The sequence below is a fragment of the Streptomyces canus genome (assembly GCF_001514145.1).
Lineage (GTDB): Bacteria > Actinomycetota > Actinomycetes > Streptomycetales > Streptomycetaceae > Streptomyces > Streptomyces canus.
Genome location: NZ_KQ948663.1, coordinates 164,438 through 178,464, shown reverse-complemented (window position 1 = coordinate 178,464; position 14,027 = coordinate 164,438). Strand labels below are relative to the sequence as shown.

Sequence of the window (14,027 nt, the reverse complement as noted above, 5' to 3'; positions counted from 1 at the left end):
CCCCCTCAGCCCTTGGCCACGGCACGCAGCCGGTCCACCACGTCGGCCCGCAACTCGGCGGGCTCCAGGACCACCACGTCCGGGCCGAACTCCACCAGCCAGGCGTCCAGGCCATGGCCGTACGGAATCTCCAACTCGTCCCAGCCGTCGCCCAGTTCCCGCACCGAGGTGGCCTTCGCCCGCAAGGGGTATCCGGCGTCCGTGCGCAGCCGGATCCGCGCGCTGCGGTCGGCGGTCTCCCCCGCCCAGCTCGCGACGGTCTCACGGACGGTCACGACGTCGGGGACCGGGGCCGTGTAGCGCGTGCCGCGTGAGCGCACCTTGCCGGTGATCCGGGAGAGCCGGAAGACCCGCTCGGCACCCCGGTCGCGGTCGAATCCGGCCAGGTACCAGTGGCCGCGCCAGCACTCCAGCGCCCATGGTTCGACATGGCGGGGCTCGGGGCGGGCGGCGGTGGCCTTGCGGTAGTCGAAGACGACCGGGCGGCGGTCCCGGCAGGCGAGCATCAGCGGCTCGAAGGAGGCCTCGTGCACCGGGATGCGCGGCTCCAGGGCGCCGTGCGCCTCGTACGGGTCGAAGTCCTCGGGCAGCCCCGCCGCGCGCAGTTTCTGCAGGGCACCGCTGGCCGCGCCGGCGAGCCGGGCCTGCTGCCACACCTTGGCGGCCAGCCCCAGGGCGGCGGCCTCCTCTGCGTCGAGGGTGACGGGCGGCAGCCGGTTGCTGTCGCGGCGGGCGAGGTAGCCGACTTCGCCGTCCAGGTTCTCAACGGTCTCGATCACGAGCCCGAGTTCACGCAGATCGTCCTTGTCGCGCTCGAACATCCGGTTGAAGGAGTCGTCGGAATTCGCTTCCAGGTAGGCCTCGATGGACTCCCGAAGCTCACGCTTGCTGAGCGGCCGTCGCGTCCCGAGCAGACACAGCGCCAGATTCATCAGCCGCTCGGCCTTGGCAATGGCCATCGACGCCCTTCGCCTCCCTATGGTGCTTACGGACGATGACCGTACCGCCCCGAAGGAGCAAGGCAAAAGCCGAGGGCCCATGCCCGGACAGGCATGGACCCCGGTTGATCAGGTCCGGTCGGAAGTCGTACGACGATCCGACCGCGACGCGATCCCTTATGACTCCGGTACGACGATCAGACGCCGAGCAGGTCGACCACGAAGATCAGGGTCTCACCGGGCTTGATCGCCGGGGTCGGGCTCTGGTTGCCGTAGGCGAGGTGGGCGGGGATGGTCAGCTGGCGGCGGCCGCCGACCTTCATGCCCTGCACGCCCTGGTCCCAGCCCTTGATGACCCGGCCGCCGCCCAGCGGGAAGCGGAACGGCTGACCACGGTTCCAGCTGGCGTCGAACTCCTCGCCGGTGCTGAAGGCCACGCCCACGTAGTGGACGGTGACGGTCTGGCCGGCCTGCGCAACCTCGCCGTCGCCCTCCCAGATGTCCTTGATCTCCAGGTCCGCCGGGGGCTCGCCGCCCGGGAAGTCGATCTCGGGCTTGTCGATGCTCACGTCACTCGCTCCTGCTGGTTCACGGAAAGGCAACAGGGACCAGTCTTACATCCCCGCGGCCGGGACCCTCGCGCATGTCCCCCGTGCGTCACATCTTCGCCAGGATGTCCACGGTGAAGACCAGCGTGGAGTCCTTCTCGATACCGCTGCCGGCCGGCGGGTTGTCGCCGTAGCCCAGCTTCGGCGGAATGGAGATCAGCACCCGGCTGCCGACCTTCTTGCCGGTCAGGCCCTGCGCCCAGCCCTTCACGACCTGCTGGAGCGAGAACGACGCCAACTGCTTGCGGCTGTACGTCGAGTCGAACTCCTTGCCGGTGTCCCACACCACGCCCTTGTACTGCACGAGCAGGGTGCTGTCGGCCGCCACCTTGTCGCCGTCGCCCTCGATGACGTACTCCGACACCAGCTTGGTGGGCGCGTCCGCCTTGGGGATCTCGATGGAGGGGGCCTTGCCGTCGGTGTTGGTGCCGACCTTGGGCAGGTCCGCGTCGCTCTGCGCGACGTCCTTGCCCTTGGCGGAGCTCTTCGCGTTGAACGTGTCCTGGACGTCGACGACGAACACCAGCGTGTCGGTGCCCTTGATACCCGCCTGCGCGTTGCCCTCCTTGCCGTACCCCCAGGTGGGCGGGATGGAGAACTGGACCCGGCTGCCGGCCTTCTTGCCCGTCAGGGCGTACCGCCAGCCGTCGATGATGCTGTTCTGCGCGAGCTGGATGACCAGCGCCGTCTTACGGTCGTAGGAGTTGTCGAAGACCTTGGCCGTGCTCCAGATCTGGCCGAGGTAGTGGGCCTGGACGTAGTCGCCCTCGGCGATGGTGGTGCCGCCGCCCGCGATGACCGTCTTGACCGCGAGATCCTTCGACGGATCGCCACTGCCCTTGGCGACCGTCGGCTTCTCACCGAACTTCGTGCCCGCCGTGATCGCCGGCAGCGGACCGTCGACGATCTTCGGCGGCGGCGCCTGCGAGGCCGAGGACGACGCCGAGGGTGACGCGCTGTCGCTCGCCTTGCTCGAGTCGGACTTGTCGTCACCGCAGGCGGCGAGTGTGGCCAGTCCTGCGGGAACGGCGATGAGGAGTGAGCGTCGGCGCACGGTGGGGGCCTCGTAATCGGTCGATCTTGTTGATGGCGTGCGCGCAACTCTACGGCGTGAGAAGGGCGCCGTACGTGAAACGTACGGCGCCCGTGTTGCGTTCCGACACTGATGCGGAACGCGACGATCACATACCGGCGATCAGTTTCTCGACCCGGTCGTCGACCGAACGGAACGGGTCCTTGCACAACACCGTGCGCTGCGCCTGGTCGTTGAGCTTGAGGTGCACCCAGTCGACGGTGAAGTCCCGACGCTGTTCCTGGGCCCTGCGAATGAAGTCACCGCGCAGCCGCGCCCGAGTGGTCTGCGGCGGAACCGACTTGCCCTCGAAGATCTTCAAGTCGTTGCAGATACGGGCGGCTTGGCCCTTCCTCTCCAGAAGGTAGTAGAGGCCACGACGGCGGTGGATGTCGTGATACGCGAGGTCTATCTGCGCGACCCGCGGGTTGGACATGGTCATGTTGTGCTTGGCCCGGTACCGCTCGATGAGCTTGTACTTCATGACCCAGTCGATCTCGGTGCCGATCCGGTCGAGGTCCTCGGCCTCGATCGCGTCCAGCGTGCGGCCCCACAGCTCGAGGACCTGCTCGACGGTGCCGGTACGGATGCCCCGGCGCTCACAGAAGTCGACGGCCTTCTCGTAGTACTCGCGCTGCACCTCGAGGGCGGAGGCCTCCCGGCCACTGGCCAGACGCACCTTGCGCCGGCCGGTGATGTCGTGGCTGACCTCGCGGATCGCCCGGATCGGGTTCTCCAGGGTCAGGTCGCGCATCACGGTGCCCGCCTCGATCATGCGCAGCACCAGGTCGGTCGCGCCGACCTTCAGCAGCATGGTCGTCTCGGACATGTTCGAGTCGCCCACGATGACGTGCAGGCGGCGGTAGCGCTCGGCGTCGGCGTGCGGTTCGTCGCGGGTGTTGATGATCGGCCGGGAACGGGTCGTCGCCGAGGAGACGCCCTCCCAGATGTGCTCGGCCCGCTGGCTGACGCAGTACACGGCGCCCCGCGGGGTCTGCAGGACCTTGCCCGCGCCGCACAGCAGCTGGCGAGTGACAAGGAAGGGAATGAGGATGTCCGCGAGCCGGGAGAACTCCCCGTGGCGTGCGACGAGATAGTTCTCGTGGCAGCCATAGGAGTTGCCGGCCGAGTCCGTGTTGTTCTTGAAGAGGTAGACGTCGCCCGCGATTCCTTCCTCGTGCAGGCGTCGTTCGGCGTCCACCAGGAGTCCTTCGAGAATGCGCTCGCCCGCTTTGTCGTGCGTGACCAGTTCGGTCACGTTGTCACATTCGGGTGTCGCGTATTCCGGATGTGACCCGACATCGAGATAGAGGCGGGCGCCGTTTCGCAGAAAGACATTGCTGCTGCGGCCCCATGACACGACACGGCGGAAGAGGTACCGCGCCACCTCGTCGGGAGACAGGCGTCGCTGTCCCCTGAACGTACACGTGACGCCGTACTCGTTCTCCAGCCCGAAAATGCGGCGGTCCATGAGTGAACATTACGCCCGATCCCCCGAGCTGAAACGGGGTTCGGCAGCACGGTTTGGATCATTTTCCGATGAAGACGCAACCACCGCCCGCCCCGCGGGAGCTGTGAGGACGCCTCCCGTGACCAGCAGAACCAGCAGCGACACGCCCCCGGCGGCACCCGGCACGGCGAAGCCCCACAGGGCGCCGCCGCGCTCGACGACCGGGCCCGCGAGCCCCGTTCCGACCGACGCGCCCACGGTGAACGTCGTCACAAGCCAGGAGAAAGCCTCGGTGACCGTCCCGGCCGGCGCGTGCCGGTCGACGAGGACGAAGGCGCACGCGATGACGGGCGCCAGGAACACTCCGGCGAGCACCGTCAGCAGCGTCATGGCAACCGCGCCCGGCATCAGTGTCAGCGGCAGGTAACACACCGCCAGGAAGCCCACCAGGACCTGAAGTCGCCGCGCGGGCTCACCGGCCCACTGCCGCGCGCCGTACGCCAGACCGCCCACGAGGGCGCCCAGACCGATCCCGGCCATCAGCCAGCCGTACACCGCGTCCCCGCCGTGCTCGTCCGCGTACGGCACGGAGGCGACCGTGATGGACCCGAGCGCGATGCCGACGAACAGGAACGCGCCCAGCATCGCCAGGAGTCCGGGCGAGCGCAGCGCGCCGAGCCAGTGCGCCTCGCGCGGTGCGGAGCGCCACGCGCGCGAGGGCGGCGACACCACGACCGAGAGAGCCCCCAGCACCCCGATGACGTTCAGCACCAGCAGTGCCGCCTGAGCCGACCACAGCGACGCGCACAATGTCACCAGCAAGGGCCCCACGGCGAACATGACTTCCTGCGCCACCGCGTCCATGGCGTACGCCGTGTGCACCTGGTCCTCCCTGCGCAGCACGCTCGGCCACAGGGCCCGCAGGCCGCCCTCCAGGGGCGGCGTGAAGAGCCCGGCGGCGGCCACGGCCGCGTAGGCGAGCGGGAGCGGGTCGGTGCCGTTGAAGGCGAAGACAGCCATCGCGAGGGCCGACAGCACGGCGGAGGGGAGCTGGACACGGGGCTGGCCGTGCAGGTCGACGAGCCGCCCGAGCACCGGCTGCCCCACGGCGTTGGCCACGCCGTACACGGCCGCGAGACCTCCGGCGAGGCTGTAGGTGCCGCCCTGCGCCCGGACGAACAGCACGATGGCGATCGCCGCGGTGGCGTTCGGCAGCCGGCCCACCAGCGTTCCCGTCAGCAGGCGCGCCGCGTGCCTCGCCCTGAGGATCTCCAGGTATCCCGCGGCCATGTCCCGCCTCCAAGTCATACGTATAACCTCGACTCCCATACGTACCATGTGCGCTGTTCGGACGTCCAGACGAAGGAGCGAACCCGCGGTGGCACGCAGCAGTACGCGCCCGACCAGCCGTGACGTCGCACAGGCAGCCGGAGTGTCCCAGGCGGCCGTCTCGCTCGTGCTGGGCGACAAGTGGCGCGGCCGGGTCTCCGAAACCACCGCCGAACGGGTCCGGGAAGCCGCCCGCGACCTCGGCTACCGGCCCAATCTGGCCGCCCGCAACCTCCGCCTCGGCCACACGCGCACCGTCCTGCTCGTCGTCCCCGCCCTGACCACGGAGTTCTTCGCCGGCGTCTACACCGGCGCCGCACGCGTGGCCGCCGACCACGGCTTCGGCGTCGTCCTGTACCCCTCCCCCGAGGGCATCGGCCCCGCCCGCGACCCCTTCGCCTCCGCACAGGCCGCCCTGGACGGAGTCATCGCCTCCTCCATGGCTGCCGACGCCCTCACCGCCATCCGCGGCGACCAGCTCCCCCTCGTCATGCTCGACAGCGACCCCTCGGGCAGCCTCGGCGCCGCCACCGTCAACCTCGACATCGCCGACGGCATCCGCCAGGTCGCCGCCCACCTCCTGGACCTCGGCCACCGCCGCTTCCTGCACCTCGCGGCCGACGTACCCTCCTGGACCTTCGAGGTCCGCGCGCGCGAACTCGCCGCACAGCTCCACGCGGTCCCCGGCACCTCCGTCCGCACCGCCCACGCACCCATCTCGATCGACGGCGCCCTGACCGCCACAGAAGCCGCCCTCGCCACCCCGGGCCCCCGGCCCACCGCCCTCGTCTGCGACGACGACAAACTCGCCGCCGGCGCCTACAAGGCCGTACGACGACTCGGCCTGCGCATCCCCGACGACATCTCCGTCACCGGCCTGGACGACCTCGGCCTCGCCACCGCCATCGACCCTGAGCTGACGACCGTACGACTGGACGCCGAGCTGTTCGGCGAACGCGGCATGGAAGCCCTCCTGGCCGTCCTGGAAGGCCGCACACCGCAGGCGGGGGACATCCCCGTCGAGTTGGTCGTACGAGGCTCCACGGCCCCGCCCAGCACCCCCTGAACGCCCGGTGCCCCGGCCTGGTGATCGGCCGGGGCACAGAAGGGGTGGTGACGGTCGGGCAGGACGCCCGGGACTACTCGTCCTCGGAACCCTCCGCCTCGTCCGCGCTCTCCGCCTCGGTGGACGCACCGCCGGCCTCCAGCAACCGACCCAGCTGACGCCCCACGATGCGCTTGAACTTGCGCTGCTGCGGACGCGTCCGGTCCAGCACCGCGACCTCCAGCCGCTCCGCGGGGATCTCCCGCTCACTGCCGTTCGTGTCACGGGACAACGCCTGCACAGCCAGCTTCAGCGCCTCCGCCAGGCTCATACCGTCCTGGTGACGCTGGTCCAGATAACTGCTGATCGTCTCGGCGTTGCCGCCCACCGCGACCGAGCCGTGCTCGTCCACGATGGAACCGTCGTGCGGCAGCCGGTAGATCTGGTCGCCGTCCGGCGTCTCACCGACCTCGGCCACGACCAGCTCCACCTCGTACGGCTTCTCACCGGCCGAGGAGAAGATCGTGCCCAGCGTCTGGGCGTACACGTTGGCGAGACCACGGGCGGTCACATCGTCACGGTCATAGGTGTAACCCCGCAGGTCGGCATACCGGACGCCGCCGATCCGCAGGTTCTCGTACTCGTTGTACTTGCCGGCGGCCGCGAAGCCGATCCGGTCGTAGATCTCGCTGAACTTGTGCAGCGCGCGGGACGGATTCTCGCCGACGAACACGATGCCGTCGGCATACTGCAGCACGACCAGGCTGCGACCACGGGCGATGCCCTTGCGGGCGTACTCGGCCCGGTCGGCCATCGCCTGCTGGGGGGAGACATAGAACGGCGTCGACACCGGTTATCCGTCCCTTTCTGTGGAAGTCACTGCGATCACCTTGAACAAGACGGGTGGCGCCTAGAGCAACGCGGCCCGCGGGCCGTCGGGCTGCTCCAGCCGCCGCTCGAGAATCGAACGGGCGATCTCGGAGGACTCGTCGTCGGTGAGCCGGCGGAAGCCGTCCTCGGTGATCACGGTGACGATCGGGTAGATCCGGCGGGCGACATCGGGACCACCGGTCGCCGAGTCGTCGTCGGCCGCGTCGTACAGGGCCTGCACCACGAGCATCGTGGCCTCGGCCTCACTCAGACCGTCGTGGAAGAACTTCTTCATGGCGCCGCGCGCGAAGATCGAGCCGGAACCGGTGGCGGCGAAGTGGTGCTCCTCGGAACGGCCGCCGGTGACGTCGTAGGAGAAGATCCGCCCCCTGCCGCGGTCCACGTCGTACCCCGCGAACAGCGGCACCACGGCCAGCCCCTGCATCGCCATGCCGAGGTTGGAACGGATCATGGTGGACAGCCGGTTCGCCTTGCCCTCCAGCGACAGCTGGGCGCCCTCGACCTTCTCGAAGTGCTCCAGCTCCAACTGGAACAGCTTCACCATCTCGACCGCGAGACCGGCGGTGCCGGCGATCCCGACGGCCGAGTACTCATCCGCGGGGAACACCTTCTCGATGTCCCGCTGAGCGATGACATTGCCCATCGTGGCGCGACGGTCACCGGCGAGCACCACACCACCGGGGAAGGTGACCGCCACGATCGTGGTGCCGTGCGGCGCCTCGATCACACCCTGCATGGGCGGCAGCTGCCGGTTGCCCGGCAGCATCTCCGGCTGGTGCTCGGACAGGAAGTCCATGAAGGACGACGACCCAGGCGTCAGGAAGGCAGCTGGTAGACGCCCGGTGCTACGAGTGTTGGCTTCCACGCGATTCCTTCCACATAAGCAGCAGCCCGCCTTATGGCATCGGGCCGATCCTTGAACTGCCCCAGTGCGGCATTGCAGCTGAAGCACAGTACGCCTCGGACCCTACCCGTCTTGTGGCAGTGATCCACATGCTCGGGCACAGCCGCCAAACATATGCAGCAGACGCCCCCTTGAGAGGCGATCAACTTGTCACGCTCGGCTTCGGTGAGACCGTACTGACGCTTCAAATGATCTCGCCGACCCTGAGCGGCGCGGCACGCCTTGCAGCGCGTCGACAACCCGTCCGAGGCCGTCGCGTTGCGATGCCATTCGCTCCACGGCCTGATCTCTCCGCACGTGCGGCAGAGCTTGTGCCCGTCCGGGACGTCAACATGCTCCCGGACCGGCTCACCCATGACCTCCCGGCGCCGCCGGTAGTGCGCGGCGCTGCACTCCGCCACGCACTCCCGGCAGTGCACCTGGAGGCCGTCACGCCGATTCTTGTCACGCGCAAAGGCCACAAGAGGTAGATCCCGCCCGCACTTCCTGCATTCTTTGGCGTCGAGCTCTTCAGCCACTTAATTCCCCCGCAACCTTCACTTCGAAGGCAAAGTGACCTATCAGCCCCTACTCTCCACCTTTTTGCACGAAGGAGCGCACGAAATCCTCGGCATTTTCCTCGAGTACGTCGTCGATCTCGTCCAGGACGGAGTCCACGTCGTCGCTGAGCTTCTCCTGGCGCTCCTTGAGGTCCTCGGAACCCTGCGTCTCCGCAGTCTGCTCCTCGACCTCCTCGGTGTTGCGCGTGGCCTTCTGCTGTCCGCCGCCGGTGTCCTTGGTCGCCATAACCCCTCACCCCGCTCGGTTCGACGTTCTTGATCAGACCCTACAAGCAGGGTCTGACATCGGCCCCGCAGTTCTTACAACGTACGGGGGCCATCTCGATGATTCCCTCTGGCCGGGCTTTCCACCCTGTCGGACTGCCCGGCCCGAGGACCCGCTCAGCCGCCCGACAGCACCTTGACCAGGTCTTCTGCCGTGCGACAGCGGTCCAGGAGCTCCTTGACGTGATTTCGCGTTCCGCGAAGCGGTTCGAGGGTTGGGACCCGTTGGAGCGAGTCCCGGCCCGGGAGGTCGAAGATCACCGAGTCCCAGGAGGCCGCGGCGACGTCGTCGGCGTACTGCTCCAGGCAGCGGCCGCGGAAGTACGCGCGGGTGTCCTCCGGGGGCTTGGTGCGGGCTCGCTCGACCTCGTTCTCGTCCAGCAGCCGCTTGATGCGGCCGCGGGCCGCGAGGCGGTTGTAGAGGCCCTTGTCGGCGCGCACGTCGGCGTACTGGAGGTCCAGGAGGTGCAGCTTCGCGGCGTCCCAGTCGAGGTCGTCGCGGCGCCGGTAGCCCTCCATGAGTTCGCGCTTGGCGACCCAGTCGAGCTCGCCGGCGAGGCTCATGGGGTTGTTCTCGAGGCGGTTGAGGGTGTCCTCCCAGCGGGCCAGGATGTCCTTGGTCTGGTCGTCCGCGTCGACGCCGTAGCGCTCTTCGACGTACTTGCGGGAGAGCTCGTAGTACTCCATCTGGAGCTGGACCGCGGTGAGTGTGCGGCCGCTGCGGAGGGTGACCAGGCGCTGGAGGGTGGGGTCGTGCGACACCTGGTGCAGGGTCCGTACCGGCTGGTCGACCGCGAGGTCGACCGCGATGAAGCCGTCCTCGATCATCGACAGGACGAGGGCCGTGGTGCCGAGCTTCAGATAGGTCGAGATCTCCGAGAGGTTCGCGTCGCCGATGATCACGTGGAGGCGGCGGTACTTCTCGGCGTCGGCGTGGGGCTCGTCGCGGGTGTTGATGATCGGGCGCTTGAGGGTGGTCTCCAGGCCGACCTCGACCTCGAAGTAGTCGGCGCGCTGGCTGAGCTGGAAGCCGTGTTCGTGTCCGTCCTGGCCGATGCCGACGCGGCCGGCGCCTGCGAAGACCTGGCGGGAGACGAAGAAGGGCGTGAGGTGGCGCACGATGTCCGAGAAGGGGGTTTCCCGCTTCATCAGGTAGTTCTCGTGCGTGCCGTAGGAGGCGCCCTTGTTGTCGGTGTTGTTCTTGTAGAGGTGGATGGGCTGGGCGCCGGGGAGCTGGGCGGCCCGTTCTGCGGCCTCGGCCATGATGCGTTCGCCGGCCTTGTCCCACAGGACGGCGTCGCGTGGGTTGGTGACCTCGGGGCTGCTGTATTCGGGGTGTGCGTGGTCGACGTAGAGCCGTGCGCCGTTGGTGAGGATGACGTTGGCCAGGCCGATGTCCTCGTCGGTGAGCTGGCTGGAGTCGGCGGCCTCGCGGGCGAGGTCGAAGCCCCGTGCGTCCCGCAGCGGATTCTCCTCCTCGAAGTCCCAGCGGGCCCGGCGGGCCCGGTGCATCGCCGCCGCGTAGGCGTTGACGATCTGGGACGAGGTGAGCATGGCATTGGCGTTGGGGTGGCCGGGGACGGAGATCCCGTACTCCGTCTCGATGCCCATTACTCGCCGTACGGTCATGCGGCCCTCCTTGCCCGGCGGCGCCCTCGGTCGGGGGCGCCGCTCAAGTACCGCTGGCGCTCCGGTGCGTGTGCGGTGCCCGTCCCCGCACTGCGCGACTCGGCGGTACCGAAGAGCCTAGAACGGCTCTGCGCTGGTGGGGAGATCATTTGCGTCATTGCCTTGCTCGCCTTTGGTCCGGTTAGTTGCCTGAAAAACAGTCGGCTGCGGGTACCCCGGTGAGGGCACCCGCAGCCGCCCTGTCTTTACAGGTACTGCCCGGTGTTCGCCACCGTGTCGATGGAGCGCCCGGTGTCGGCGCCCTGCTTTCCGGTGATGAGCGTACGGATGTAGACGATCCGCTCGCCCTTCTTGCCGGAGATGCGTGCCCAGTCGTCGGGGTTGGTGGTGTTGGGCAGGTCCTCGTTCTCCTTGAACTCGTCCACGCAGGCCTGGAGGAGGTGGGAGACGCGGAGACCCTTGGCGTTGTGATCGAGGAAGTCCTTGATCGCCATCTTCTTGGCGCGGCCCACGATGTTCTCGATCATGGCGCCGGAGTTGAAGTCCTTGAAGTAGAGGACTTCCTTGTCGCCGTTGGCGTAGGTGACCTCCAGGAAGCGGTTCTCCTCGGATTCCGCGTACATGTGTTCCACAGCCGTCTGGATCATGCTCTGGACGGTGGTGGCCTTGCTGCCGCCGTGCTCGCCGACGTCGTCGGAGTGCAGCGGGAGGCGCTCGGTGAGGTACTTGGCGAAGATGTCCTTGGCGGCCTCGGCGTCGGGACGCTCGATCTTGATCTTCACGTCCAGGCGGCCGGGGCGCAGGATGGCGGGGTCGATCATGTCCTCACGGTTGGAGGCGCCGATCACGACCACGTTCTGCAGGCCTTCCACGCCGTCGATCTCGGCGAGCAGCTGGGGGACGATGGTGTTCTCCACGTCCGAGCTGACACCGGAGCCGCGGGTGCGGAAGAGGGATTCCATCTCGTCGAAGAAGACGATGACGGGTGTGCCCTCGCTGGCCTTCTCCCTCGCACGCTGGAAGACGAGGCGGATCTGCCGCTCGGTCTCGCCGACGTACTTGTTGAGGAGCTCGGGGCCCTTGATGTTGAGGAAGAAGCTCTTGCCGGTGGCCTGGCCGGTGACCTCGGCGACCTTCTTGGCCAGCGAGTTGGCGACGGCCTTGGCGATGAGCGTCTTGCCGCATCCGGGGGGTCCGTAGAGCAGGACGCCCTTGGGCGGGCGCAGTTCGTGCTCCTTGAACAGGTCCGGGTAGAGGTACGGCAGCTCGACGGCGTCTCGGATGGCCTCGATCTGGCCGCCGAGTCCGCCGATCTGCTCGTAGCCGATGTCGGGGACTTCTTCGAGGACGAGTTCCTCGACCTCGCTCTTGGGCACGACCTCGTAGACGTAGCCGGAGCGTGGTTCGAGGAGCAGGGCGTCTCCGGGGCGGATGGTCACGTCGAGCAGCGGTTCGGCGAGCCGCACCACCCGCTCCTCGTCCGTGTGCCCCTGCACCAGGGCGCGCTCGCCGTCCTCGAGGATCTCCTTGAGGGTGACGATGTCGCCGACGCTCTCGTACTCCATGGCCTCGACCACGTTGAGAGCTTCGTTGAGCATCACTTCCTGGCCGCGCCGGAGCTCTTCGAGTTCGACGCTGGGGCTGACGTTCACCCGCAGTTTGCGGCCGCCGGTGAAGATGTCGGCGGTGCCGTCCTCGTTCGCTTCGAGGAAGACTCCGAAGCCTGCCGGGGGCTGTGCGAGCCGGTCGACCTCCTCCTTGAGGGCCACGATCTGGTCGCGGGCCTCACGGAGCGTGTTGGCGAGTCGCTCGTTCTGGGCGGACACGCCGGCCAGGTTGGTCTGCAGCTCGACGATCCGCTCTTCGAGAATCCTCGTGTGTCGCGGAGAGTCGGCGAGCTTGCGTCGCAGGACGGCGATCTCCTGCTCAAGGTAGGCAATCTGCCCGGACGGGTCGTCGGACCCTCGTCCCGGGCGGATGCCGCGGTTCATGTCGTCGTCGTGGGCTGCCACGGTCCTCACCTCCTCCAAGGGGAGCTGGACGCTTCCAGACCCTACCTGGGTGGGTGTCGATTGAAACCCCTAGATCACAAAGACTGTCGAGGTGTGTCCGATCTTCACCCTTGCGCTCTCCCTCACGCCAGGGGAATACCCACCGAACATGATTGGAAAGCTGCCGAAGGTAGGGTCGAAGTGTTCAACACCCGTCAGAGCTGGCCGGATTCCCGTTCGGCTCGACGCATAAACGGCAGGAGAGATGAGAGTGCAGCAGGAGGTCAGGGCCGACGGCGAGACTCTGGAGGTCTGGATCGACCAGGATCTCTGTACCGGTGACGGCATCTGTGCCCAGTACGCGCCCGAGGTGTTCGAGCTGGACATCGACGGTCTGGCCTATGTGAAGGGCTCGGACGACGAGCTCCTGCAGGACAGGGGCGCCACAACGCCCGTACCGCTGCCGCTTCTCAACGATGTGGTCGACTCCGCGAAGGAGTGTCCTGGTGACTGCATCCATGTACGTCGAGTTTCGGACAGGGTCGAGATCTACGGACCGGACGCAGAGTGACCGGAAGGCCGCCGCGTGTGACCACTGTCTGATTTCTCACAGATGTGATCGCTTCGGTCAGACGGTGTGCGTGCCCGCGGGGGTCGAGCGGACGAACGCGCCGTCCTTCCACTGCCACTTCGCCTTGTCCGTCACGTCCGGGCAGCAACTGGGTACGTCGGAGGTGGAGTAGCCGAGCAGGGTCGCGAGGACGGTGCCGTCGCTCACCGTGAAGTCGGTGACGGTGTTGCGGGTCTTCGGGCTCAGCAGGGTGGCGACGACACGGGGTTCACCGGTGCCCTTCGCGCGTGTGATGACGTAGACGGCGTCGGGCGGGGTGCCCATGGGGGCGTCGCAGTGCACCACGACGACTGTTTCCGGCCGTCCGTCGCCGTCGAGGTCTCCGGAGACCTGTTTCTGGATCTTCGCCTTGACGGGTCCGCATTCGATCGGGAAGTGGACGTCCGCGGGATCGGGCGCGGTCGTGACCACGGGGGCGCTTCTGGCCTTGGGGCCGGCCGCCTGGGCCGCCGTCGCGGCGTTGGGCTGCAGGACCGAGGAGAAGGCCACGACGCCCGCCACGGCGGTGGCGGTGGCGACCCAGTGGATCGGGCGGGTGTGCGTGTGTGCCAGTTCCGGGACGGCGGATTGCTGCACTAGGAGCGTCTCCTGTGAGGGCGTGCCGGTGGGGGTGGGGTGGCCAGCATGGTGCCACACGTCACAGGAGGGGGAAACGGCGGGGTGGGTACTTGTCCGGGTTGTCGTACGGCGGTTTCCGTCGCTCCCTCAACACGGA

The 14,027-nt window shown here is 67.9% G+C and carries 14 protein-coding genes; 2 read left to right on the top strand and 12 right to left on the bottom strand.

What is annotated here, in order from left to right:
- Positions 1 to 5: 5 nt before the first annotated feature.
- The 5 genes from AQJ46_RS25580 to AQJ46_RS25560 form a co-directional block, all read right to left on the bottom strand.
- Complete coding sequence (locus AQJ46_RS25580) at positions 6 to 959, bottom strand: helix-turn-helix transcriptional regulator (protein WP_057614318.1); 954 nt, start codon at positions 957 to 959, stop codon at positions 6 to 8.
- Positions 960 to 1,135: 176 nt separating this feature from the next.
- A complete protein-coding gene (locus AQJ46_RS25575) occupies positions 1,136 to 1,507 on the bottom strand; it encodes an FKBP-type peptidyl-prolyl cis-trans isomerase (protein ID WP_020117713.1) in 372 nt (123 codons plus the stop codon).
- Positions 1,508 to 1,595: 88 nt separating this feature from the next.
- The gene (locus AQJ46_RS25570; RefSeq protein ID WP_059207846.1) at positions 1,596 to 2,600 is read right to left on the bottom strand and encodes an FKBP-type peptidyl-prolyl cis-trans isomerase; all 1,005 of its coding nucleotides are present in this window, start codon (positions 2,598 to 2,600) and stop codon (positions 1,596 to 1,598) included.
- Between the two features lie 127 nt (positions 2,601 to 2,727).
- Positions 2,728 to 4,089, bottom strand: a complete 1,362-nt coding sequence (gene pafA / locus AQJ46_RS25565; protein ID WP_059207845.1) for a Pup--protein ligase — start codon at positions 4,087 to 4,089, stop codon at positions 2,728 to 2,730.
- A 9-nt stretch (positions 4,090 to 4,098) separates the two neighbouring features.
- Positions 4,099 to 5,358 (bottom strand): MFS transporter, encoded by a 1,260-nt coding sequence (locus AQJ46_RS25560; RefSeq protein ID WP_059207844.1) that lies wholly within the window; start codon positions 5,356 to 5,358, stop codon positions 4,099 to 4,101.
- Positions 5,359 to 5,446: 88 nt separating this feature from the next.
- On the opposite strand from AQJ46_RS25560, the gene AQJ46_RS25555 reads away from it, so the two are divergent.
- A complete protein-coding gene (locus AQJ46_RS25555) occupies positions 5,447 to 6,463 on the top strand; it encodes a LacI family DNA-binding transcriptional regulator (RefSeq protein WP_059207843.1) in 1,017 nt (338 codons plus the stop codon).
- Positions 6,464 to 6,536: 73 nt separating this feature from the next.
- On the opposite strand, the gene prcA is transcribed toward AQJ46_RS25555, so the two are convergent.
- The 6 genes from prcA to arc form a co-directional block, all read right to left on the bottom strand.
- Positions 6,537 to 7,292, bottom strand: a complete 756-nt coding sequence (gene prcA / locus AQJ46_RS25550) for a proteasome subunit alpha (protein WP_059207842.1) — start codon at positions 7,290 to 7,292, stop codon at positions 6,537 to 6,539.
- A gap of 60 nt (positions 7,293 to 7,352) precedes the next feature.
- Complete coding sequence (gene prcB / locus AQJ46_RS25545; RefSeq protein ID WP_059207841.1) at positions 7,353 to 8,198, bottom strand: proteasome subunit beta; 846 nt, start codon at positions 8,196 to 8,198, stop codon at positions 7,353 to 7,355.
- A complete protein-coding gene (locus AQJ46_RS52440) occupies positions 8,150 to 8,755 on the bottom strand; it encodes an endonuclease VII domain-containing protein (RefSeq protein ID WP_079072426.1) in 606 nt (201 codons plus the stop codon). The genes prcB and AQJ46_RS52440 overlap by 49 nt, the downstream gene beginning before the upstream one ends.
- 49 nt (positions 8,756 to 8,804) lie before the next feature.
- Positions 8,805 to 9,023, bottom strand: a complete 219-nt coding sequence (locus AQJ46_RS25540) for a ubiquitin-like protein Pup (RefSeq protein ID WP_007380863.1) — start codon at positions 9,021 to 9,023, stop codon at positions 8,805 to 8,807.
- Between the two features lie 155 nt (positions 9,024 to 9,178).
- Positions 9,179 to 10,690 (bottom strand): depupylase/deamidase Dop, encoded by a 1,512-nt coding sequence (gene dop, locus AQJ46_RS25535; RefSeq protein WP_349239197.1) that lies wholly within the window; start codon positions 10,688 to 10,690, stop codon positions 9,179 to 9,181.
- Between the two features lie 245 nt (positions 10,691 to 10,935).
- Positions 10,936 to 12,702: a proteasome ATPase gene (gene arc, locus AQJ46_RS25530; protein WP_057614326.1), complete on the bottom strand. Its 1,767-nt coding sequence runs from the start codon at positions 12,700 to 12,702 to the stop codon at positions 10,936 to 10,938.
- 244 nt (positions 12,703 to 12,946) lie between these two features.
- Between arc and AQJ46_RS25525 the strand changes: the two genes are divergently transcribed.
- Complete coding sequence (locus tag AQJ46_RS25525; protein WP_057614327.1) at positions 12,947 to 13,252, top strand: ferredoxin; 306 nt, start codon at positions 12,947 to 12,949, stop codon at positions 13,250 to 13,252.
- Between the two features lie 57 nt (positions 13,253 to 13,309).
- Here the strand turns inward: AQJ46_RS25525 and AQJ46_RS25520 are convergent, their stop codons facing one another.
- Positions 13,310 to 13,888: a hypothetical protein gene (locus AQJ46_RS25520; RefSeq protein WP_057614328.1), complete on the bottom strand. Its 579-nt coding sequence runs from the start codon at positions 13,886 to 13,888 to the stop codon at positions 13,310 to 13,312.
- Positions 13,889 to 14,027 lie beyond the last annotated feature (139 nt).

Bases quoted from the DNA above. Each gene is read 5' to 3' on its own strand.
- AQJ46_RS25580 (WP_057614318.1), bottom strand. From the start codon at position 959: ATGGCCATTGCCAAGGCCGAGCGGCTGATGAATCTGGCGCTGTGTCTG.
- pafA (WP_059207845.1), bottom strand. From the start codon at position 4,089: ATGGACCGCCGCATTTTCGGGCTGGAGAACGAGTACGGCGTCACGTGT.
- AQJ46_RS25560 (WP_059207844.1), bottom strand. From the start codon at position 5,358: ATGGCCGCGGGATACCTGGAGATCCTCAGGGCGAGGCACGCGGCGCGC.
- AQJ46_RS25540 (WP_007380863.1), bottom strand. From the start codon at position 9,023: ATGGCGACCAAGGACACCGGCGGCGGACAGCAGAAGGCCACGCGCAAC.
- dop (WP_349239197.1), bottom strand. From the start codon at position 10,690: ATGACCGTACGGCGAGTAATGGGCATCGAGACGGAGTACGGGATCTCC.
- AQJ46_RS25525 (WP_057614327.1), top strand. From the start codon at position 12,947: ATGAGAGTGCAGCAGGAGGTCAGGGCCGACGGCGAGACTCTGGAGGTC.